Here is a 22,304-nt window from a genome sequence, read left to right as displayed (position 1 = left end):
GGGCTACCGACTCGGGCCGTCACCCCGGCTTCCGCCTAGTTCCTACCACAAGCCCCATCCAAGGGCCCGCACGGAAGAGGGTGCACTAGTGACCGACCTGACCGACCTGCCCGACCTCGCCGTCCGCACCCACGGCGGCACCGTGATGGCGGCGAGCGACGAGTTCTTCGCCGACAAGGAGAACCTGATCAAGCCGGAGCCGCCGACGTTCCAGCCGCACACGTTCACCCCCAAGGGCCAGCAGTACGACGGCTGGGAAACGCGTCGCCGCTTCGGCCGCGGCGAGGGCAACGACTGGGTGGTGATCCGGCTCGGCGCGCCCGGCATCGTGCGGGCGATCGATGTGGACACGGCGTTCTTCCTGGGCAACTACCCGCAGGCGTGCCGCATCGAGGCGACCGGCGCCGAGGGCTACCCGGCCGTCGACGACCTGACCGACTGGTTCGAACTCGTTCCCACCAGCCCGTTGGCCGGCGGCACCCACAACGTGTTCACAGTGGACTGCCCCGTGCGGGTCACGCACCTGCGCCTGCACATCCTGCCCGACGGCGGCGTGGCCCGGCTGCGGGTCCACGGCGAGGTCGTGCCCGACCCGCGCCTGCTCACCCGGGTCCCGTTCGACCTGGTGGCCACGCTGAACGGCGGCCGGGTCACCGACTGCAGCGACAGCTTCTTCTCCCCGCCGTCGAACATGCTCCAGCCCGGCGAGTCCCGCTTCATGGCCGACGGCTGGGAAACCGCCCGCCGCCGCGACGACGGCCACGACTGGGCCGTGGTCGCCCTGGCGTGTCCCGCCACCGCCCTGATCGCCGAGCTCAGCACGACGCACTACCGCGGCAACTTCCCCGACCGCGTGTCGCTGTCCGGTTCGTCCGGCGGTTCGGAGTGGTTCCCGCTGCTGCCGCAGACGCGGCTGCAGGCGGACACGACCCACCGCTTCCGGCTGGACGGCGACCGCCCGATCACCCACGTCCGCATCGACAGCCACCCGGACGGGGGCATCGGCCGCTTCCGGTTGTACGGAACGCCGACCGAGCAGGCCGTGCACGGATTGGTCGAGCGCTGGCTCAACGCACTGCCGGAGTCGCAGGCGGTGGCGGTGCTCGCCGCAGCCGGGCTGGCGCCGGTGCCGCGCCCGGTCGCCGACGTGACGGACCTGGTGAAGCCCTTGCTCGCCTGAGCCGGAATTGTCGGACCCTCGGGGCATGATGCGCCCATGGCCTACGACCAGGACCTCGCCAACCGGCTGCGCGAAGCGCCGGCGCGGAGCCTGGCCTATGTTCGGACCATCCCGGCGAAGCGAGCGTGATCCACCCATGAGCTACGACGAGGACCTGGCCAACCGGCTCCGCGAGGCGCTGGCCGCCGAGCAGGGCATCACCGAGCAGCGGATGTTCGGTGGCCTCGCCTTCCTGGTCAACGGCAACATGTCCGTCAGCGCCAGCCGCTCCGGCGGGCTGCTGGTGCGCGTGGACCCGAAGGAGGCCGACAAGCTGGTCGGCGCCGACGTCGAGCCCATGGTCATGGGCGGCAGGCAGATGACCGGGTGGTTGCACGTGGCACCCCAGGCGGTCACCACCAAACGCCAGCTGACCCCGTGGGTCCGCCGCAGCGTCGGCTACGCGCGCTCGTTACCAGCCAAAAAACGGTGATCAACGGGATAGCTTGTACGCATGTCGCTGCGGGACATCGGTTTCGATGACCTCGAGGAGCGGGTCTACCGGGCGTTGCTCGCCGACCCGGAGCGCGACCTGTCCGCGTTGGCCGCGGTCGTCGGCACCGGCGCGGACCAGGTGCGCACCGCGCTCAAGGGGCTGGTCGAGCTGGAGGTCGCCCGCCCGGACCAGCCGACACCGTCCTCCTACGGGCTGATCTCGCCCGCTGCCGCGCTGGGCCGGCTGGTCGAGCGGACCGAGGCCGCGCTGCTGCGCAAGCACCGCGAGGTTGGCGACACCCGCGCCGAGATCGCGGAGCTCGCCACCCGGGCCGCGCGGCGACCGGCCGCGTCCACCGCGGAGACCGGCATCGACCGGCTGGAAAGCGTCGACGACGTTCGGACCGCGCTGGAGGAACTGGCGTTCTTCAACCGGACCAGCGTGTTCGCCGTGCAGGCCGACGGGCCGATGCACGCCGACGCGCTGGCCGCCAGCAAACCGCTCGACCTGCGTGCCCTGCGCCGCGGCATGGACATGCGGGTGATCTACCACGAGGTCGTGCGCGAAGACCGGCTCGTGCTCGCCTACATCCGGGAGCTGACCGCGGCCGGGGCGCGATTCCGGGTGAGCGCGCAGCCCCTGGAACGCATGATCGTGATGGACGAGCAGGTCGCCGTCGTGCCGATCGACCCGAAGGACAGCGCGAAGGGCGCGCTGGTGATCCGCCAGCCGGCGTTGCTCACCAGCCTGGTCCGGCTCTTCCACAGCCTCTGGGCCGACGCCGCCGAGATCACCCTGCCCGACGAGGTCGTGCCCGCGCCGCGGACCACCACCGAACTGGACGAGCAGGACCGGCAGATCCTCACCCTGCTCGCCGAGGGCAACACCGACGACGCCATCGCCCGCGTCGTCGGCATCTCCGCCCGCCACCTGCGCCGCAAGATCCAGAGCATGATGAGCAGGCTCGGCGCCGTGAGCCGGTTCGAGGCGGGCGTCGAAGCGACCAGACGCGGGTGGATCTGACCGCGGTCACCGCTCGACATGCTCGAAAGCAGGCGCGGGTGTGCGCAACGACGGCGCCAGCCACGCCGGAACCGCCGCCACCGCCATCACCACCGCCAGCAGCCCGAACGTCGTCGCGACCCCGACGCCGTCCAGCAACGCGCCGACCGCCACGGGACCGGCCGGCGTGACGGCCATCGACACGAACCCGGCCGCGCTCTGCACCCGGCCCTGCAGTTCGGCCGGTGTCCGGATCATCACGACCGTCGCGAACACCGTGGTCGCGGTGGCCGCCACCAGGAAGCTGCACCCCACGACGACGGCCAGCGTCAAGACCGACGGCCACCAGCCGACCGCCGCCATGCCCGCCGCGCACACCAGGCACACGACCAACACCCACCCCCGCGGGTGCTCGTCGGCACGCACGCGTGGTGACAGCAGCGCGCCCACGAGGCCGCCGGCCCCGGCCAAGGCGGCGATCAGGCCACTCGACCGCCCCGACGGGTCGAGCCGGGCGGCGACGGTCACGAACCCCAGCATCGCGCCGCCGAAGACCAGGTTGAGCACCGCGCCGATGCCGAGCATCGTGCGCAGGAACGGGTGGCGCAGCAGGTATCCGAACCCGGCGGCGAACTCCTTCGGCTTCACCACGGCGACCAGCCGCGTCGTCGGTGCCGCCTTGGTGCGCAGCACGGCGAGGCACCCCACCGCGAACACCAGCCCCACGGCCTCGACGGCGAACGGCACCGCGGGCCCGATGCCGTAGAGCGCACCACCGAGCAGCGGTCCGGCCAGCCGCACGCCGGAGGTGCGGGCCTGCAGCAGGGCCGCGGCGTCCGGCAGCTGCGCGGCCGGCACCATGCGTTTGAGCAGCCCGGCCGATGCGGGCAGGTAGAGCGAGCCGAGCACCGCGTTGGCCAGCACCACGAGCACCGCGGCCAGGTAGACCGCGCGGTCGGCGACCACGGCCGTGGTCAGCGCGAACGCCGCGACCGCCGACCCGGCCTCGCACACCAGCATCAGCCGGCGCCGCTCGACCGCGTCGGCCACCGCGCCGCCGGGCAGCATGGTCACGAGCGCGGCGATGCCGGCGAGCGTGCCGACGAGCCCGGCCAGCGTGCCGGACCCGGTCTTGGCCAGCACCAGCAGCGGCAACGCGAGCGTGGCGGTCTGCGAACCGAGCCCGGACACGAGTCCGCCGAGCCAGAGCAGGGTGAAGTCGCGGTTGCCGCGCAACACAGCGGATCGCTTCATGGTTCCTCCGAGGGGATGCCCGTGCGGCACGGCGTGGGCCGCACGGGCTGTCCCAGCGGTCCGGTCAGTTGCGCGTGATCGCGATGCTGTACCAGCTGATGCAGTTGCCGTCCGGGTGCACCGGGGCCACCGACATCGCCTGCAGCTCGAGGATGTTCGCCATGCAAATCACCTCCCCTCCACGGATCCGACGGGCTGGGCTTGGGGGCGCAGCAGCGGCAGCACGGGGCCGCGCGGCGCGTGTGCGGCGGCGAGCGCGAGCAGCACGCCGGCCGAGCCGGTGGCGAGGTCGGTGCTCAGCCGCAGCAACTGGTTGCCGGGGAACGAGATCCCGTCGCCCAGCGGGATGGCGTGCCGGCCGAGCCGCCGGATCTGGGCATCGACCGTCGGCCGGTCGCCGCCGAGTTCGGCCAGGATCGCGATGACCCCGGCGCGGCCACGGAAGAGTTGCGGCTGCTGGATGTGCGGCACCCGCAGGCCGTGGCGGATCGCGGCCAGTGTCGCGGCGAGTTCGGTCGAGGGCCGGTGCCGCAGGTAGGAGCCCAGCACCAGGGCGACCCCGCCGCTCCCACCGTCCAAGTAGGACATGTTGCGGAACCCGTTGCGCAGGTGGAACGAGCCGTCCGCGAAGAGCTGCCCCTGGCCGAGATCGGCGGCCAGCGCCCGGCCGGCCGCGTCGAGCTGCCGCTCGTCGCCGGTCTCCTCGAACACCGCGAGGTGCAGCAACGCGAGTCCGCCGGCACCGTGCAGCAACCCGACCCGGGTGGGCAGACTCGGCAACCCGGCGAGCTGGCCGGCGATCCGCAGCGCAGGCTCGGCGCCGACGACGCCGCTGAAGTGCAGCAGGCCCAGGCCGATCCCGGCCGCGCCACCGAACAAGCCGAGGCCGGTGACCCGGCCGGTGGCGGCCATCACCTTGTCCAGCAAGCGTTCCGCCGCATCGGCACGGCCGAGCAGGTCGAGCACGAGCGCGACTCCGAGCAGCCCGTCGTAGAGGCCAACACCGGGACGCTCGGCCCGGTCGGCCGCGTCGATGAGCCAGTCGACGTACTCCCCCGGCACGGTGCAACCCGCCGCGTGCAGCGCATACAGCACACCGGCCGGGCCGTGGGCGAGCCCGAGCGCGGCCGGGCCGAACTGGTCGGGGTCGCCGGGGAAAAGCCGGTCGTCCCGGTCCAGGGTCGCCGAGGCGTGGATGCCCGCGACCAGCGCGTCCCGCAGCGCCGGCCAGTGCGGTTCGTCGAACAGGGCCGCGGCCCGATCCGCGGTGGTGGCGGGCAACCTCTGCGGCACCGGGAAGTCCTGTGCGGCGATGGCGGTCAAGGTCACCGCCTTGGCCGGGTGCAACGGCAGCATCGCGACCAGCGGCAGGAACAGGAAGAGCCGCAACACCGCCAGCGCGTGGGCATCCGCGGCGAGCCCCCGCACGCCCTGCGGCGCCGCGAACCCCGGCGCGCCGAGCGCGGGCGCCGACTCGTCGGCGGCGTCCCCGGCGATCTCGAAGTCCACCAGGACGACCCGGCCGTCCGGCCGGACGATCACGTTGGCCGGGTGCAGGTCGCCGTAGCGGATCCCCCTGGCGTGCACGGCATCCAGCGCGGCCGCCACCCGGTCCAGCACGCCGGTCGCCCACCGCGTGTACTCGGCGATCGTGTCCGGCGACGGCTCCGCTCGCACCAGCGGGTAGCGCGCGATGGCCTCGTCGAACAACGTCTTGCCCTCGATGAACTCCTGGACGAGGAACCGGTGGCCGGACACATCGTGGACGTCGATCAGCGACGGCACGCAGTCCAGCCCGGCCAGCCGGGCCAGCACGGCGCGTTCGTTCTCGAGGCGGGCGACGGCGTCGACGCCGTCGCGGTCGAGCCCGGCGTGCGGGCGCGCCTCACGCAACACGACCGCCCGCCCGGTCTCGGCCTGGGTGCCCGCGTAGATGCCACCGCCATTGGAGAAGTGCAGGGCCCGCTCGATCTTGTAGGGGAACTCGGCCCCGGTGGCGCGAGCCGCGAGGTGCGGCCGCAGGAACTCCGGCGGCGTGACCCAGTCCGGGGTCCGGAACACCGGCTCCCGGCGGTCGGGCACCAGGACGCCGTCCGGGTGCCGAAGAGCAGGCACCTCACCCAGTTCCTCGTCGGCGCAGTACAGCGGCGCGAACCCGCCGTACCGGACGTAGAGCGGGCCGTCGCCGATCCGCAGATCGCTGAGGATGTACGGACCGGGGGTGCCGGCCAGCAGTTCGGCGAGGTCGGTCACCACCCGCTCGAAAGCGGCGTCGTCGACCGGGTAGATAGTGACGAACTTGCCACTCGAGGCCCGCGGCGCTTGCTTCCCGTTGAACAACCGCAGGGTTTCCTGGCTGCGCAGGTGTTTGAACGCGACACCGGCGGCGACGCAGTACCCGGAAACGACGTCGAGGACGCGGCGCGCCGCGGCGGGCGTCGTCGAGACGTGGATCTTCCAGCCCTGCTCGGGCAGCCGCACGTCGTCCGGTGCGCAGGCGACCCACACACCGCGCCGCCGCCGGTGCCAGCCCTGCGCGGGGAGGTCCAGGTCGAACCGGCCGTCGTCGTCCGCGATCCGCTCCGGGGTGTCGAAGAACGTCGCGTCGGCACGGCAGAACATCTCGTACAGCTGCGGATCCACCTGGAACCTCCCGTTGCGCGCCGGCTCAGACCGGCATGACCCACTGCTGGTTGCTCAGCCCGTTGCAGTCCCAGAGGCCCGGGCGCGACCCGTTGGCGGTTTGGAAGCCGAGCACGTCGAGGCAGCGTCCGGAGCCGGGGTTGCGCAGGGAGTTGGAGTTGGCGCCGTAGCGCTGCCATTGCTGGCCCGGGAGTCCGCCGCAGGTGCGGAGCTCGACCAGCGTGTGGTCGGCGGTGCCGCCACCGACCGTGGTGAGGCACCGGTTGTAGGCCCGCAGGGTGCCGTCCGAGGCGATCGTCCAGTGCTGCGCGCTGCTGCCGTTGCAGTCGTAGATCTGCACCGGGGTGCCGTCGGCGATGTTGGCGCCCTGCACGTCCAGGCACTTCCCGGAGTGCACGCCGACGATCTGCCCGGACGGCCCGGTCGGGAAGGTGTAGTTGCAGATCACCGTGGCCGTCGCGTAGTAGTAGTTCGGGGCGATCTGCTGGACCTGCACCGGGTACACGTACGCGCAGGCGCTCTGCGGGATACCCGCGACGACGGGGTAAAGCATGGCATTGGACCGCGCTTGGAAAACGGCCATCGATTCCGTCGACGCATACGCGGTCCCGACATAGCGATAGGTGTCGGCGGACGCCGTTCCCGCCATCAACCCCGACAACGCCAGCGCGGCGGCCGCGGCGACGATTCCGGCGGCTCGTAGCAGCTTTCTCATCTGCACTCCCGAAGTTGTTGCGAACGGGGTGAAACGATGCGCCGCGCCGGTGGCCCGCCGACAGGTCAACCGATGTCCGCTTCCGGTCGTGCCGTGGTCCGCTTTCGGACCTGGAATGCGCTGTCGCGCACGCCGCCGAACGGCGACGATGTCGCGCGTCCCAGCTGAAAGGAAGTGCGCACCATGAACAGAACCTCGAGAGTCGTCACCGGCCTGGCCGGCCTCGCCGTGGCCGCGGTCGTCTCGATCGCCGCGCCCGCCACCGCCGCCGCGGACACCCCGCGGACCGGCCTTCCCCCGTGCGACGTGACCGGCGCCTACGCCTGGCAGGACACCTGCGACCCGATCGCCGGCCCCCAGGGCGAGCACTGACCGGGCGGGCGCGGACCGGTCGGCGAGGCGGTCGTCGATCGGTCCCCGCGCGGCGCGTAGCGTGGCGATCATGGCGACGCTCGTGACCTTCCACGCCCACCCCGACGACGAATGCATCAACTGCGGCGGCGTGATGCGCAAAGCCGCCGACGAGGGGCACCGGGTCGTGCTCGTGGTGGCCACCCGGGGCGAGCTCGGCGAGGTCCCCGACGGCTTCCTCGACGAGGGCGAACAGTTGTGGGAGCGCCGGGTCAAGGAGACCCACGCGGTCGCGGAGATCCTGGGCGCGGCGCGCGTGGAGTTCCTCGGCTACACCGACTCCGGGATGATGGGCGAGCCGACCAACGACGCACCCGGCACGTTCTGGACCGCGGACGTCGAGGAGGCCGCCGGGCGGCTGGCCGCCATCCTGCGCGAGGAGAACGCCGACGTCCTCACCGTCTACGACGACCACGGCGGCTACGGCCACCCGGACCACATCCAGGTGCACCGGGTCGGCATGCGGGCCGCCGAGCTCGCGGGGACCCCGCGCGTCTACCAGGCGACCGCCAACCGCGACCGGATCAAGCGGCGCTCCGAGGTGATCGAGGGCGTCGAGGTGCCCGACCTCGGCGACGACTTCGGCACGCCGGAGGCCGAGCTGACCACCGCGGTCGACGTGACCAAGTACGCGGAGGTCAAGCGGGCCGCTATGCGTGCGCACGCCAGCCAGATCAGCGAGCAGTCGTTCTTCCTCGCCATGTCCGACGACATGTTCGAGCTGGCCTTCGGCACGGAGTGGTTCATCCGGGTCGGCGCCGCGCCCGGCATCGCCGAACACGACCTGATGGCGGGGCTCTGAGCGGTTCGGGCCTGGTCAGGCCCCGCGTTGAGGCAGGATGACGCGCGTGGGAACCGAGAGCACCCAGTACCGGCACGTGTCGCAGGCACCGACGCTGCCGGGCGCGCAGCACACCGCGGCACCGGAGTTCGACGTGGCCGCGCTCTACGACGGGCCCGTCGCGACCGGCGACCCCGAGCCGGGTGCGCTGCCGCTGGACGAGAAGCTGCGCCAGGCCTACTTCTGGATCGTCAACCACGCGATCATCAGCCCGCACTACGACGTCGAGTTCACCGACGGCCCCAGCGCGGAGGCCACCCTCGGCGACTCGCACGCGAAGCTGCGCCTGCCCAGCGGCCAGAGCTACTCGAGCTTCGTGCTGATCCCGCTGCTGACGTTCGCGGTGCGCCGCCGCTGCCTGCTGGTCGGCGGCCCCGGCCGGGGCAAGACGGCCAGCGCGATCCTGATGGGCGTGCTCGCCGGGTACCCGCTGCGTGAGGTGCGCCGGGCCATGCAGCACGGGCACCCGCAGCTCACGATCTCCGACCTGCTCGGCACGCCGCTGCCCGCCGACCTGGTGAAGGCCGAGCGGCTGACCGACATCGACATCGCGTGGCGGTCGTGGCTGTCCATGCGGGTCAAGATCATCGACGAGTACAACCGCATCCCGACCCGGACCCAGTCGGCGCTGCTGACGCTGATGTCCGACGGCTACGCCGAGGTCTTCGACCAGGTCTACGAATCCACCGACGCGGCCTGGTACCTCACCGCGAACGACGACGCCGGCGGCGGCACCTACCAGGTGATCGAGGCGCTGCGCGACCGCATCGACGTGGTGGTGCAGGCGCTGCCGTTCAACTCACGCTTCCTGGGCGAGCTGGTCACCCGCATCGAGCAGCGGCTGCGCCCTGAAGAGATCGTGCCGCCCGAGATCGTCTTCTCCGAGGCCGAGCACGAGCGGATGTCGGCGGAGATCCTGCGGGTGGTGCTGCCGCACGCCGTGCGTCGCCGCCTGGAGTTCTTCGCCGCGCAGTTCGAGCTGCTGGAGTCCGCGGCCGAGCAGTTCGAGTACCGCACCAAGGACACCGCGAAGCTCGCCGGGGTCGACCCGCACCTGTTGTCGAGCACCGAGACCGGCCGGGATCGCAGCGCGGACCTCGGCAGCCAGACCTTGGGCGGGTTGTCGGTGCGCGCGCTGCAGAGCGTGCTGAGCTACGCCAAGGCGTTGGCCTACTTCCGCGACCGCGACGAGGTCGGGCTGGACGACCTGCGGGCCGTGCTGCCGTTCGTGCTGCACGACAAGCTGGTGCCCGACGACGACTCCCCCGCGTTCGACGAGCCCGGCCACCGGGCGTACCGCACCGACCGGGTCAGCTGGATCCGCGGCATGTTCGACAAGGCGTGCGCCGAGTTCGACCGGCTCGGCCTCGACGACGACGATCCGGTCGGCGACCTGCTCGCCGAGTTCGAGCTGGGCCTCGACGGGCTCGGCGAGGCCGACGTCACCGCGCGCCTGGCCCGGATCGAGGCGCTGCTGAGCGAGTGGAGCCGCAGCCGCAAGCTCTACGGCCACGTGTACGACGACGCGCTCGCGTTGAAGTACCTGCACCAGCGCTACGTGAACTACCGGACGTGGTTGCGGTGGCGGTGAGCGCCTTCCACCAGGCGCTCGCCGAGCACCGCGAGCGCTACAACGCGCAGTTCCGCCAGGCCCGGCTGACCGCGCGGCAGCTGGACGCCGAGGCGATGCTCGGTCACCTGCGGACCTTCGCCGGTCCGGTCGTGGATGCCGCCACCGCGGCGGGTGGGGATCCGCTCGCCGTCACGGATGCGGTGGTGGACTTGTCCTACGCGCTCGCGGGACGCGGGAAGCTCGGCGCCGCCGGACGCCCACCCGCACCCGAGGTGTCGCTGGGGTTCGGCTGGGCGCTGCCCGCCTTGGGCCGGTTCGTCGCCGAGCAGCCGCGCCGGGTGACGAGCGCCGTGCTGAACGCGTTGCACCACTTGCACGACGCCGACACCGGCCACCCGGATCTGTGGGTGCAGGCGGTGCTCGCGGCGGCGGCCGAGGTGACGTCGGTGCCCGAACTGCTGGACGCCGGCGTGGTCGTGGCGTGGCGGTGCGGGCTGGCCCGGCTACGCTCGTCTGCCCTGGACGTGGCCGCGCGGCTCGACCCCGCGGTGCTGGCGATCGCGTTGGGCGCCAACGGCCCGCTGCCTGACGACGTGCTCGACCGCCTGCGTGCCGACCCGTGGCTGAACCCAGCCGCTGCCGGGCAGCCGGTGCGGCTGCTCGTGGTGCGCCGGGTCGGCGGGTTCCGCGGCTTCGGCGGCGCGTTCGCCGCCCCGCCCACGGTGTCGCATGTGGACGGCCAGTGGTACGCGAGCGACGGTGCCGGGTGCTGGCAGCTGCACGCCGACCGGTTCGGCGCGGCGGTCACCAGGGTCGCCACGGATCCCGGCGCCGGATCGGCCGAGTCGGCGGAGTCGATCCTGTGGCTGAAGGACGGCCAGGTCGCCGAGGGCCGCGGCACCCCGCTGGACGTCGCGGAACTCGCCGAGCCGACGAGCTGGTGCGCCGCGGGTGACACGCTGGCCGCCACCACCCGCTTCACCCACTCGGTGCTCTTCGTCGCGCGGACGGCGGCGTGACCAGCCTGGCGGAGCTGGCCACCGCCTGGCAGGCGCGCTGGCCGGAGGCGCTGCGGGCGTGGGGCCGGTTCATCGTCGTGCACGACCCGCTGTTGTGCCGCTCCAGCAGGCAGGCCGCGCGCGAGGGGCTGACCGGGAGCTTCGCGATGTTCCGGCTCGGCGACCGGTCCGTGGTGCTCGACCTGCAGCAGGTGGTGGAGCTGGGCCTGACCGACCTGCCGGTCGAGGTGCTGGCCCACGAGGTCGGCCACCACGTGCTCTGCCCGGCCGACCTCGCCGACGGCGGGCGGCTGCTCTCCCGGGTGCGCCAGGCCCTGCCGGGCTTCGAACAGCACGCACCGATGATCGCGAACCTCTACGCCGACCTGTTGATCAACAACCGGTTGCAGCGGGGCAAAGGTTTGCGGATGGCCGAGGTCTACCGCAGGCTCACCGGCAAGGCCACCGCGAAGAGTGCACTGTGGACGTTCTTCATGCGCACCTGCGAGATCCTGTGGGCGCAGCAGGCGGGCACGCTCGCACCGGGCGGCGTTCCCGCCGCGACCGAAGGCGACGCGCAACTCGCCGCGCGCCTGGCCCGCGTGTACGCGGCGGACTGGCTCGCCGGCGCGGGTGGCTTCGCCGTGCTGTGCTACCGCTACCTCAGCGAGGACAGCGAAGCCGCCGCCGCGGCCGCACGGCTGCGGGTGTGCGTCACCGAGGTTGCCGACGGCGCCCCGGTACCTGGCCTCACCGGCGCCGAGACCGACCCGATCGTGCACCCGGCGCTCGACCCGCGGGTCAACGACCTGGCCGAGCCGACGACCGAGCCTCCGTCCGAAGAGGACTCGGCCCGGGGCGGCGAGGGACAGCACCGGGAGCCGTTCGAGTACGGTGAACTGTTGCGGCAGCTGGGTTTGACGCTCACCGACGAGCAGATCGCCGCGCGCTACTACCGCGAACGCGCGACCCCGCACCTGGTGCGCTTCCCGGTGCGCACCAAGCGGGCGCCCGGCGACCTGCTGCCCGAGGGCCACGCGCAGTGGGACGTCGGCGAACCGCTCGAGGACGTGGACTGGCTGGCCACCGCGTTGCGGTCCCCGACGATCGTCCCGGGTGTGACCACGATGCGGCAACTGCGTGGCCAGGCCGACGACGAGCCGCCCAGGACCAGACCGGTCGACCTCGACCTCTACGTCGACTCGTCCGGCTCCATGCCGGACCCGCGCTCGCTCACCTCCTACCTCACGCTGGCGGGCGCGATCCTCGCGCTCTCGGCGATGCGGGTCGGCGCCCACGTGCAGGCGACCTTGTGGTCGGGCAAGAACGACGTGCTGCGCACGGACGGGTTCGTGCGTGACGAGACCGCGGTGCTCAACGTCCTGACCGGGTACTTCGGGATGGGCACGGCGTTCCCGCTGCACGTGCTGCGCGACACCTACGCCGACGGCAGGCGCGCGGAACGGCCCACCCACATCGTCGTGATCTCCGACAACGGCGTGGACACGATGTTCGAGCCCGACGACGAGCGGGGCACGCCCGGGCGTGAGGTGGCGGCCACGGCGCTGGCCGCGGCCGGCGCGGGCGGCACGCTGGTGCTGAACCTGTTCGGCGACGGCGAGAAGAGCCGGATCGAGGCCCTGTCGCCGGGCTGGGACCTGCACCGGGTCACCGACTGGGCCGACCTCGTCGAGTTCGCCGCCGCGTTCAGCAAGCGCCACTACGAGCGGAGCACCGTGTGAGCATCTCAGTCACCGCGTTGACCCGGCGCCTGGCCGACACGCCGAAGGAGTTCGCCGACGACGCGACCGCGCTGGTCGCCGTCGCGGGTGACGTGCTGCTGCACGCGTCCGGCACGGTCGACCCGGCGTGGCTCGCGGACCTCGACGCCTACACCGACAACGAGCGGGCATTGGCGTTGCTGGCGTGCTGGGTGGTCTTCGACGACCGGCTGCTGGCGGCCAGTCCGGACCCGGTGCGGGGCATCCGGCACCTGCTGGCCGAGACCGTGCCCGCGCTCGCGCAGGTGGTGCGGGCGTCGTCGGTCGCCGCGGACCCCGACCGGCGCGAGGAACTGGCCCGGCTCGCGTTGCGCGACCTCGGTGTGCCGCCCGACGGCGAGAACCCGCCCGAGGCGGCCGACCGTCTGGCCACTGTGGACAGTGTGCGCCGGGCCGAGGTGCTGCGGGCCGCTCAGGCGGCCGAGGAACGGGCGGCGGCCGTGCGCAAGGCCATGGAAGAGAAGCGCGCCAGAGAGGCCGCGGCCCGCTACACCCAGGTGTGATCATGCGACCCGACTACCCCGTACCCGACTACCAGCCGATGGCGGCGACCGCTCTCACCGACGCCGAACGCTGGCCGGCGCTGGACCCGGCCGCACGCGCGAGGATCGAGCGGCTGCGCACGCATCCCCGTGCGCCGCGGTACAACCACGAGTGCGGTGATCGGCTCTCCCCCGCCGCGGTCGCTTCGCTGCTCGACTACCGCGCCCGGCTCGCCGACCCGGTGTCGTGGCACCCGGGCGAGCCGCCCGCGTGGGTGGGCGAGTTGGTCGAGCGGGTGCACGAGACCGTGCCACGCTACCGGCGCGCCCGGCCCCGTTCGTTCGCCGAGCTCACGCCAATGACCCGAAACGACCTGCTGTCCAGAGTGGACGAACACGTCCCGGACGACGCCGGCCTGTCGGACCTGATCGTGTACCGGACCTCGGGTTCGCGCGGGCCGGCCGCGACCGTGCCGATGACGCCCGAGTTCTGCGCGCTCGATCTGCCGGTGCTGCAACACGTCCTGGCTCAGCTCGGTGTGGCGTTCGACGGTTCCGGCGAAGTCGCGCTGGTGAACGTCTACCACCAGCCGGTGGCCTACCAGTTCGCCTCCGCGTCGGCCTACCTCGGCGGTGCGGGCCTGCTGAAGGTGAACCTGCACGAGCCGGGCTGGCGCACACCCGGCGACGTGGTCGCGTTCCTCGACGATTGCGCGCCGCAGGTCGTCAGCGGCAACCCGATCTCGTTGGCTCGCTTGGCCGAGCTGCCGTTGACGCACCGGCCGCGAGCCGTCGTGTCGGGCGCGATGGGCCTCGGCAGGGGCCTCGCCGACCGGTTGGCCACACGATTCGGCTGCCCGGTGGTCGACGTGTACGGCATCACCGAGGCCGGGCTGATCGCGTGGCGTGCCGACTCCGGGGACCACCGCCTGCTGCCGCGCCGCCTGTACGTGGAAATCCTTGATGCGGAAGGGAACCCGTGCCCGCCGGGCGTGCGCGGCGAGATCGTCGTGACCTGCGACGAGAACCCGCTGCTGCCGTTGCTGCGCTACCGCACCGGCGACCAGGCCGCGTTGGAAGAGCGCGACGACGGGCTGGTGCTGGTCGACCTGGAGGGCCGCGACCCGGTGCGGTTCCGCGCGCACGACAGCTCGTGGGTCAACTCGATCGAACTGACCCACGTGCTGTCCCCGCTGGGGCTCGCGGCGTGGCAACTGCACCAGGACGCCGACAGCTCCGTGACCTTGACCCTCCACCAGGTCGACGCCCCTCCGGCGGCCGCCGCCGTCCGCAGCCTGCTCGGGGATGTACCGCTGCGCGTGGTCGTCGCCGACCTCGCCGGCGACGCCAAACCCCAGCGCTACACCAGCGACCTGCTGGGCGCGCTCGTCGACTGACCGCGCCGCTCAGTCCTTCTCGTTCGTGGCGCGATCCGGGTCCGGCAACCGCGAGAGCCGGTCGGTGAGCTGGTTGATGATCACCTGGAGCTGCGCCTGCGCCGCCTCGCTGGTGGCGAACTTGCCGCCCAGCGCCATGCCTCGCTTGATGAAAGCCCGCCCTTCCAGGATGTCGTTGTCGGTGGGCACGTTGTCCAGCCGCCACAGCACCCGTTCGGACTGGCGAAGGAAGACCTGGAACTCCTCGCCGCCGTCCGGCTGTTGCCCGTAGCCCAACGCCTCCCCGAGCGCCGAGAGCTGGCCCAACCCGACCCAGCCGTCCTCGGTGAGGCACTCGAGCTCGGCCGCGGGGACGTCGCTGTTCTTGAGGAGCACCGCACGGCCGTCCTGTGGGTCGGCCACCCAGAGGTGCGTTGCCTTGATCTTGAACCGGAGGAGCACGCCGCGCTCGTCCAGGTCGGCTTGCGGCGCGCGCCGGTTCCTCCGCCGGGCCAGCGCGTCGTCGTCGACGACCTCGTCGGCGCGGTTTTCGCGCTGGTTGCCATACGTGTTCATGACCTGGCGGGTGAGGCCGGCCGCGATCACGTCCTTCGAGTGCTGGATGGAGTTGTCCCGTTGCGCGGCGTTTTCGGCCAGGTAGCAGGATCCGCCGGGCGTACCGCCGAAGTCACGCCGCAGGCCGTTGCGCGCGATCAGGTACAGGTTGGTGAATGACGTGGTGTGGTAGGCGTACCGGCCCACGTACTGCGCTTCGACGGCCTTGGCGACCGAGCTCGCTTTGAGGAACCCCGAATCCAGGGCGTCCGCTTCTTTTTCGGCGCTGCCGAACGGGCTGTGCTTGTGCATCGTGTCGCCTTCGATGTGGTACAGCTCGCCCTCGATCCTGGCCAAGAGGTTCGTCGGATCGATTCCCGCGATCGGCTTGTCGTTCCCGTTCGCCCACGCGACGTACTGGTCGAAGAGTATTCCCACGTTCTCCGCGGAGAATTTGGCGCCGGATTCGGCGCGGGCCCGCACCACGACCGCCGTGATGTAGGACAGCGCCGTGTCGTGCTTGCCGACCTCGATGCCCGCGAGGTACTTGGCGAGATCGATCCCCTCGGGCGCTACCGGTCGCGGTTTCGCTGCCTTCTTGGCCGGGGGCTTCTTCGGCTTGTTGTTGTCGCGAAACTCCTCAGCGCGGCGCTTCTGCTCGAAGTCATCGTCCGCGATGAACTTGACGTCGCGTACAGGTACCTTGGCCGTGCCCCTGCCAAAGGTCTTTATGAGGTAGTAGACCGGCTCCCCACCTTGCTCGGAATGGCTCAGCTCGGACATGATGACCCCGTATTGGTCACCGTCCCACGTGACGAGCTTCTGTTCGTCCACCCGGGTCGAGTACAGCTTCTTTTCTTCCATTTGATCGCTCGCAATCTACTCGGTCGAGGGGCCGCCCAGCAGGGCCTCGAACCCCCGGTCGGCCGCGGCCAGGTCGGCCTCGGTGATCCCGAACTGCGCGAGTTCCTCGGCACTGACCGGGGAAGCGGCGGTCGCCTCGCCCGGCGCCGCGGCCGGCCGAGGGGCGACCGCGATGCCGAACTCGGCGAAGGCGTTGACCTTGTCCGCGCTGGCTTCGACGGCAGCGAGGAAGGCGGCGGCATCGTCGTGGTCGCCGTCTTCGGCGGCGTAGTAGAGGAACCACTGGGTGAACAGGTCCCAGTGCTCGTCCTCGCCGGTCCACCCGCCCCAGCCCTTGCCGCTGGTAAGTTCCGCGTACCGGGCGGCGGTCCGCTCACCCCAACCCGCCGCGACCTCCGGTTCGGGTGCCGACGCGGCGGTTTCGATGCCGAGGTTGGCGAACCCGGCCGTGTACCCGCCCGCGTCGCGCTCCACCCGCGCCAGCAACAACGAGGCGTAGTCCCGGACCTGCTGCTGCTCGGCGAAGTACAGGAACCACTCCTTGAACTCCGCCCACTCCGCCGCGCCGCCACCGGCCCAGCCCGCCCAGTCGTTCGACGTCGTCAGGTGCGTGTACCACTGCGCGGCGGTCACGTCGTCCCATTCCTCGAGGTGCTCGGCGGGTGCCTCCTGATCCAGCCGCCCGACCAATTCCGCGTACCACCGCGGCAACTCCTCCCGCCGCTCGCACAGCTGCGTGAGCACACCCATCGGATCCGCCACGTGCTGCTCGACGAACTCCACGAAGGTCTCGGCGACCTCGCTGCCGAACGACCGCTCCCCCGCCGCGGTCGCCAGCAAACCCTTCAACACCGCCCAATCCCCGCCGCACCAGTCGAAGGCGTCGCACACGGCGGCGAACCACTCCTCGGCCCGTCCGGTCTCCACCACGTGGCGGACCGACACGACCACGCTCTCCGCGTCCTCCATACCGCTCATCCCCTTCGCGACCGTGAAATGCGCAGACCAGCAATTATCAGCTCAGAAGGTTTGTCGCGGTGTGCCCCATCAGGAACGATCCGGTGCAGATTGCGGTGCCCAATCCGCATGCGACGGGGGCGGATCAAGAAATGGTGTCACCTATTTGCGCGGATTGTCACGCCGAGACACCGGAAACCTCGCTCGGATCACCCATTGGGGATGGGCGGCGCCCCTGGTGGCGGATGGTGTCCGTGCGCGCGAGCCTGCCAGGCTCGACGGCATGACCGACCGCGAACGGTTGTTCGTCGAACTCGTCGACGACACCGGCGCCGCCGCGGGTGCGTGCACGGTTGCCGAGGCGCACACCGCCCCAGGACGCCGGCACCGCGCCTTTTCCGTCCTGCTCTACCACCCGGACGGCCGCGTTCTGCTCCAGCAACGCGCGGCCGTCAAGACCCGTTTTCCCCTGTTGTGGTCCAACACCTGTTGCGGTCACCCCGAACCCGGGCAAGCCGTGGCCGAAGCGGCATGCGTGCGCCTCACCGAGGAACTCGGGATGGACCGCGACGACACGCCGACGTTGGTAGAGGTCGGCGTGCACCGGTACCGGGCCGTCGACGAAGCGACCGGACGGGTCGAACACGAATGGGACCACGTCCTCGTGGGTGTGCTCACCGGCTCGCTGCCGACACCCGATCCGGTGGAAGTGGCGTCCATTTGGTGGACGGATTCGGCGCTCCTGCAGAGTGATCTGGCCCGCGATCCGGATTCGTACACGCCGTGGCTGCCGGGGGTTCTGCAGGTCGCGGCGGCCGCGCGATATCCGAGGGTGAGCGGTGAATCCTTGCCGCAATGAGTCACCCATTTGTGTCCCGGTTGATCGCTCTTGCGCAGTATTGCCCGGCGCCGACGAGAACTGCCAGGCTCGATGACGGCCATTCGCCGAACGTCGATCGCACCACTTGAGGAGCCCGCAGGATGACCACCGCAAGCCAGCAGAAACCGGTGCTGCGCACCGACTACCAGCAGTCGGTCGCGTCGTACTGGAACAACGAGAAGGCCCCGGTCAACATGCGATTGGGTGAGGTCGACGGCCTTTACCACCACCATTACGGCATCGGTGAATACGATCCGGCGGTGCTGGACGCGGGCGAGGACGCGGTCATCGAGGAAATGCACCGCCTCGAAACGGCGCAGGCCGACGTGCTGCTCGACCACCTCGGCGCGATCGAGGCGACCGATCGGCTGATGGACGGCGGGTCCGGGCGCGGCGGCACCAGCTTCATGGCCAACCAGCGCTTCGGCTGCCGGGTCGACGGCGTGACGATCTCCGAGGAGCAGGTCCGGTTCGCCAACGAGCAGGCACGGCAACGCGGTGTCGCCGACCGGGTCCGGTTCCACTTCAAGAACATGCTGGACACCGGGTTCGAGACCGGTGCCATGCGCGGGATCTGGACCAACGAGACGACGATGTACGTGGACCTGCACCAGCTCTTCGCCGAGTTCGCCCGGTTGATCCCGCTCGGCGGGCGGTACGTGTGCATCACCGGCTGCTACAACGACGTGACCGGCGGCCGGTCGCGCGCGGTCAGCCAGATCGACCAGCACTACATCTGCAACATCCACCCGCGCAGCGAGTACTTCAAGGCGTTGGCCGCCAACGGTTTCGTGCCCATCAACGTGGTCGACCTGACCGCGGCGACCATCCCGTACTGGGAGCTGCGGGCGAAGTCGTCGGTGGCCAGCGGCGTGGAGGAGCCGTTCCTGACCGCGTACAAGGAGGGCAGCTTCCACTACCTGCTCATCGCCGCCGACCGGATCTGACACCCAAGCGGGACGCGCAAATACCGGACGCGGGGAGCCCGCCGCTCCCCGCGTCCCCTCCTCCTAAGGAAAGCGATGACGGACACGATCAGCTCGGCCGCCTCCGGCTCCGTCCCCACCAAGGGTTGCCCGTCGGTCGTGACGGCATCGCTTCCGCCGCTGCCGGGCCCGTCCGGCCTCGGCACGTCCGCGGCCCGCATCACCCACGAGCCCGACGACAAATCCGCTTACGTGGAACGGGAATGGGGCGACGGCACCGCGCCGCCGCTGCACTGCCCGGTGGTCGACCGCGTCGACCCGGCGCTGGCCGAGGCGGTGGACGACCGGCTGGTCGACTGGGCCAAGGACTGCGGGTTCACCGAGGAGCAGAGCGACCTGATGCGTGCCGCCGGGTTCGGGCGGCTCGCGGTGCTCACCCACTCCGACACCGTGGACCCCGACCGGCTGCTCATCGCCGCGCAGCTCAACGCCGCGTGGTGGGCCGCCGACGACCTCTACGCCGACGACACCGAGATGGGGGCCTCGCCGACCGAACTGCCACCGCGCCTGGCCCTGGTGATGGCGGCGATGGACCCGGTCGCCCCGGCCGGCGTGTTCACCGCCGAACTCGACGAGGCCCTGCGCGGTGATCCCGTGCTGGTGGCGTTGGACTCCGGCATCGCCCACCTGTCCCGGCACGCTTCGCCCGCGCAGGTCCAACGCGCCTGCTACGCGACGTTCGCCATGTTCGTCAGCTGGAACGCCTACGCGGCCTGGCGGCACACCGGCACCTACCCGCCGGCGTGGAAGTACCTGGCCACCCGCCAGCACGACAGCTTCTACACGTCGATGACGTTGATCGACCCCGTCGGCGGCTACGAACTGGACGCGAACCTGTTCTACGAGCCCAGGGTGCGCGAGGCGGTGACCCAGGCGGGCACGGCGACCGTGCTGGTCAACGACCTGGTGTCGGTGGCCAAGGACGCGGCCGACGAGAACCCGGTGTGCAACATGGTCCTGCAGATCGCGGCGGACCGGGACTGCTCGATCGAGGAGGCCACGGTGGTGACGGTCGAGCTGCACAACCGGATCGTCCGCGACTTCGAGGCGAACCGGCGGGCGCTGCGCTCGGTGCCGTCGCCGCAGTTGCACCGCTACCTGCGCGCCGTGCGCTCCTGGATGGGCGGCGGCGCGGAGTGGCACATCACCAACCCGCGCTACCGGTCGGCCTGATGGCAGGACCGTGCCACGCCCCGCCGCCTCGGACAAGGCTTTGATTGGCTGGTGCGGTGAAGGCGTCGATCGTGGGTGCGGTGGTGGCGGTAGCAGCGGTGGTGGTGGGCTGTGGCCCGGAGGTCGCGGCACCTGCCGCCAAACCGGTGCCGCAGCGGATCTTCGCCTACCGGACCGTCCACTTCGGGCAGAGCGTGGTGGACTCCACCGGTGACATGGTGCTGATGAACGGAACGCGGCAGGTCGGCCGCACCCAGATCGGCGTCATCGCCACCGATCCCGCGTTCACCACCGACGGGCGTTACGTGTTCGACCTCGTCGGCGACACGATCACCGCCATCGCGGCCGCGACCGGGAAGATCACCCAGGTGCCGTGCGACGGGTGCGGCGACCGGTCCCTGAAGTGCCTGTGCCAGGCGGTCGTGCCGATCGGCGCGGCCACGGTGGCCTGGGTCGGCAAGGACGAGCACCTGATGAGCCTCGACCTGGCCGCGCCGGGCCCGCCCAAGAAGTCGGCGAAGGCCCTGCCCACCTGGAAGAACACCTGGGACACGGCGAAACCGCACCTGCTCGCGGGCACGGACGGCGCGGTGCTCGCCGCGTTCCCCGACACGCTGTCGTTCGACACCGGCCCGGCGTACCTGGTCACGCCGGACGGCACGGCACGCAAGCTGGCGCCCGGCCGGACCGACGCCATCCGCGACGCGGCGTTCAGCCCGGACGGCAAGACCGTGGCGCTGTCCGGTGACGACGACGAGACATGCGCCACGGTCACCACCGTGGACGTCAAGTCCGGCAAGGGAAGAACGGCGCCGGTGCACACACCGCCGGGCAAGAGGTGCAAGGTCCGCGACGGTTACGTCGGCGACATGTGGTGGGCCGCGGACGGTTCACTGAACGTGTACTACCAGGCCAAGGACAACGACCTGCTGGACGCCGACCAGTACCGGCTCACCGGTGGCCGCTGGGCGCTCGCCGGGGCCGCGCGAGTGAGCCAGACCTACCCACTGCCCGGCGGCGCGACCGCGATCCTCGACCACCCCGGCGTGCGCGACCAGAACTTCCTGTTCCTCGACGTGGACGGCAAGCATGTGCGGGTTGAGGACGGCGTCAACCGGGTGGTCGTGCCGGTCACCGCAAGGTGAACCCCGTGCCGAGCGGGTCCGCGGGATCGAGCCGGAACACGCTCTCGCCCGTGGCGAAGGCGCTGCCCGTGATCTCGGTCAGCACCCCGTCCGGTCCGGAGCCGACGAGCCGCCCGGTGAACCGCGTCCCGATGATCGAGTCGTGCACCAGCACCTGGCCTTCGGTCAGCCGGCCGTCCGCGGCCAGCACGGCCATCCGCGCGGAAGTCCCCGAGCCACAAGGTGATCGGTCGAGCTGACCGTCGGCGAACACCGCCACGTTGCGCTGGTGCGGCCCGTCGGCGACCTGCCCGAGGTCGTCGTAGAGGATCGTCGCGTAGACGCCGTCGAGCCGGGAGTCACCGCGTTGGTGCGCCCACTCGGTCTCGTTGAGCGCCCACTTGATCTCCCGGCCGATGGCGATCAGGTCGACGTGGTGCTCCGGCGTGACGGCAAGCCCGAGCGACGACGCCGGAACGGACGCGTAGATCGCCCCGCCATAGCTGACATCCACCCGAACCGAACCACGCGTGGTCCGGACCTCGACGTCCCGGGCCAGCACGTACGACGCGACGTTGCGGAACGACACCCCACCATCGGGGTGCACGCGCGCGACGACCCGCCCGGACGGCACGTCGATCGGGACCTCGGTGGTGCCCGCGGGCACTCGGCCACTGGCCACCGCCCACGCCCCGAGCGCGATCGTGCCGTGCCCGCACGCCGTCGAGTAGCCGTCCTTGTGCCAGAACAGCACCCCGAACGCGGCGCCGTCGTCGTCGGGCGGCACCAAGAAGCAGCCGTACATGTCGGCGTGCCCGCGTGGCTCCTGCACCAGCAACCGGCGCACGGCGTCGATCGAAGGTGACGCCTGCGCGGTCGCCCGACGCTCGAGCACGGTCGCACCGGCGATCTCGGGCACCCCGTCGAGCACGATCCGGAACGGCTCGCCCGCCGTGTGGTAGTCGATGGTTCGCACCGGCTGCACGGGACCTCCAGGGCCTTGTGGGTGGGTTCGGTTTGACACGGGGACCCCC

The 22,304-nt window shown here is 71.3% G+C and carries 20 protein-coding genes; 14 read left to right on the top strand and 6 right to left on the bottom strand.

Going from position 1 to position 22,304, the window contains the following annotated elements; genetic code table 11:
* Nucleotides 1-88 precede the first annotated feature (88 nt).
* The 3 genes from alc (at nucleotide 89) to EV186_RS37450 (ending at nucleotide 2,678) form a co-directional block, all read left to right on the top strand.
* A complete protein-coding gene (gene alc / locus EV186_RS37460) occupies nucleotides 89-1,180 on the top strand; it encodes an allantoicase (protein WP_133854292.1) in 1,092 nt (363 codons plus the stop codon).
* Between the two features lie 136 nt (nucleotides 1,181-1,316).
* Nucleotides 1,317-1,652 (top strand): TfoX/Sxy family protein, encoded by a 336-nt coding sequence (locus EV186_RS37455; protein ID WP_133854291.1) that lies wholly within the window; start codon nucleotides 1,317-1,319, stop codon nucleotides 1,650-1,652.
* Nucleotides 1,653-1,673: 21 nt separating this feature from the next.
* On the top strand, nucleotides 1,674-2,678 hold the full coding sequence (locus EV186_RS37450) for a LuxR C-terminal-related transcriptional regulator (RefSeq protein WP_133854290.1): 1,005 nt from the start codon (nucleotides 1,674-1,676) through the stop codon (nucleotides 2,676-2,678).
* A 6-nt stretch (nucleotides 2,679-2,684) separates the two neighbouring features.
* Here the strand turns inward: EV186_RS37450 and EV186_RS37445 are convergent, their stop codons facing one another.
* From EV186_RS37445 to EV186_RS39290, 3 genes are all read right to left on the bottom strand, one after another.
* Nucleotides 2,685-3,911, bottom strand: a complete 1,227-nt coding sequence (locus EV186_RS37445) for an MFS transporter (RefSeq protein ID WP_133854289.1) — start codon at nucleotides 3,909-3,911, stop codon at nucleotides 2,685-2,687.
* Between the two features lie 168 nt (nucleotides 3,912-4,079).
* On the bottom strand, nucleotides 4,080-6,554 hold the full coding sequence (lanKC, locus tag EV186_RS37440; RefSeq protein WP_208115999.1) for a class III lanthionine synthetase LanKC: 2,475 nt from the start codon (nucleotides 6,552-6,554) through the stop codon (nucleotides 4,080-4,082).
* Between the two features lie 25 nt (nucleotides 6,555-6,579).
* Nucleotides 6,580-7,269, bottom strand: a complete 690-nt coding sequence (locus EV186_RS39290) for an RICIN domain-containing protein (protein ID WP_166659519.1) — start codon at nucleotides 7,267-7,269, stop codon at nucleotides 6,580-6,582.
* Between the two features lie 183 nt (nucleotides 7,270-7,452).
* Here EV186_RS39290 and EV186_RS39285 point away from each other — a divergent pair, with 183 nt between their 5' ends.
* From EV186_RS39285 to EV186_RS37405, 7 genes are all read left to right on the top strand, one after another.
* Nucleotides 7,453-7,641 (top strand): hypothetical protein, encoded by a 189-nt coding sequence (locus EV186_RS39285; RefSeq protein ID WP_166659518.1) that lies wholly within the window; start codon nucleotides 7,453-7,455, stop codon nucleotides 7,639-7,641.
* Nucleotides 7,642-7,711: 70 nt separating this feature from the next.
* The gene (locus EV186_RS37430) at nucleotides 7,712-8,482 is read left to right on the top strand and encodes a PIG-L family deacetylase (protein ID WP_133854287.1); all 771 of its coding nucleotides are present in this window, start codon (nucleotides 7,712-7,714) and stop codon (nucleotides 8,480-8,482) included.
* 46 nt (nucleotides 8,483-8,528) lie between these two features.
* Nucleotides 8,529-10,112 (top strand): MoxR family ATPase, encoded by a 1,584-nt coding sequence (locus EV186_RS37425; protein WP_208115998.1) that lies wholly within the window; start codon nucleotides 8,529-8,531, stop codon nucleotides 10,110-10,112.
* Complete coding sequence (locus EV186_RS37420) at nucleotides 10,094-11,113, top strand: hypothetical protein (protein WP_133854285.1); 1,020 nt, start codon at nucleotides 10,094-10,096, stop codon at nucleotides 11,111-11,113. The genes EV186_RS37425 and EV186_RS37420 overlap by 19 nt, the downstream gene beginning before the upstream one ends.
* On the top strand, nucleotides 11,110-12,834 hold the full coding sequence (locus EV186_RS37415) for a vWA domain-containing protein (RefSeq protein WP_208115997.1): 1,725 nt from the start codon (nucleotides 11,110-11,112) through the stop codon (nucleotides 12,832-12,834). Before EV186_RS37420 ends, EV186_RS37415 begins: the two co-directional genes overlap by 4 nt.
* Entirely contained in the window at nucleotides 12,831-13,376 is a 546-nt protein-coding gene (locus tag EV186_RS37410; RefSeq protein ID WP_133854284.1) for a hypothetical protein, read from the top strand. The genes EV186_RS37415 and EV186_RS37410 overlap by 4 nt, the downstream gene beginning before the upstream one ends.
* Before the next feature lie 2 nt (nucleotides 13,377-13,378).
* Nucleotides 13,379-14,752, top strand: coding sequence for an AMP-binding protein (locus EV186_RS37405; RefSeq protein ID WP_133854283.1), 1,374 nt, complete (start codon nucleotides 13,379-13,381; stop codon nucleotides 14,750-14,752).
* Nucleotides 14,753-14,761: 9 nt separating this feature from the next.
* Here the strand turns inward: EV186_RS37405 and EV186_RS37400 are convergent, their stop codons facing one another.
* Complete coding sequence (locus EV186_RS37400) at nucleotides 14,762-16,150, bottom strand: hypothetical protein (protein ID WP_133854282.1); 1,389 nt, start codon at nucleotides 16,148-16,150, stop codon at nucleotides 14,762-14,764.
* A 15-nt stretch (nucleotides 16,151-16,165) separates the two neighbouring features.
* The gene (locus EV186_RS37395) at nucleotides 16,166-17,119 is read right to left on the bottom strand and encodes a hypothetical protein (protein WP_133854281.1); all 954 of its coding nucleotides are present in this window, start codon (nucleotides 17,117-17,119) and stop codon (nucleotides 16,166-16,168) included.
* 271 nt (nucleotides 17,120-17,390) lie between these two features.
* On the opposite strand from EV186_RS37395, the gene idi reads away from it, so the two are divergent.
* From idi to EV186_RS37375, 4 genes are all read left to right on the top strand, one after another.
* A complete protein-coding gene (gene idi, locus EV186_RS37390; protein ID WP_133854280.1) occupies nucleotides 17,391-17,966 on the top strand; it encodes an isopentenyl-diphosphate Delta-isomerase in 576 nt (191 codons plus the stop codon).
* Nucleotides 17,967-18,088: 122 nt separating this feature from the next.
* Nucleotides 18,089-18,934: a geranyl diphosphate 2-C-methyltransferase gene (locus tag EV186_RS37385; protein WP_133854279.1), complete on the top strand. Its 846-nt coding sequence runs from the start codon at nucleotides 18,089-18,091 to the stop codon at nucleotides 18,932-18,934.
* Nucleotides 18,935-19,009: 75 nt separating this feature from the next.
* Nucleotides 19,010-20,146 carry a family 2 encapsulin nanocompartment cargo protein terpene cyclase gene (locus tag EV186_RS37380; RefSeq protein ID WP_243754527.1) on the top strand — a complete coding sequence of 379 codons (1,137 nt, stop codon included), beginning with the start codon at nucleotides 19,010-19,012 and terminating at the stop codon, nucleotides 20,144-20,146.
* Nucleotides 20,147-20,202: 56 nt separating this feature from the next.
* A complete protein-coding gene (locus EV186_RS37375; protein ID WP_133854278.1) occupies nucleotides 20,203-21,291 on the top strand; it encodes a WD40 repeat domain-containing protein in 1,089 nt (362 codons plus the stop codon).
* On the opposite strand, the gene EV186_RS37370 is transcribed toward EV186_RS37375, so the two are convergent.
* The gene (locus tag EV186_RS37370; protein WP_133854277.1) at nucleotides 21,278-22,255 is read right to left on the bottom strand and encodes a proline racemase family protein; all 978 of its coding nucleotides are present in this window, start codon (nucleotides 22,253-22,255) and stop codon (nucleotides 21,278-21,280) included. The two genes, EV186_RS37375 and EV186_RS37370, sit on opposite strands and share 14 nt — an antisense overlap.
* Between the last annotated feature and the right edge of the window lie 49 nt (nucleotides 22,256-22,304).

The organism is Labedaea rhizosphaerae (genome assembly GCF_004362825.1).
GTDB classification, from domain to species: domain Bacteria; phylum Actinomycetota; class Actinomycetes; order Mycobacteriales; family Pseudonocardiaceae; genus Labedaea; species Labedaea rhizosphaerae.
Note: the sequence above shows the minus strand (reverse complement) of the source record. Positions and strands in the feature narration are given on the sequence as shown.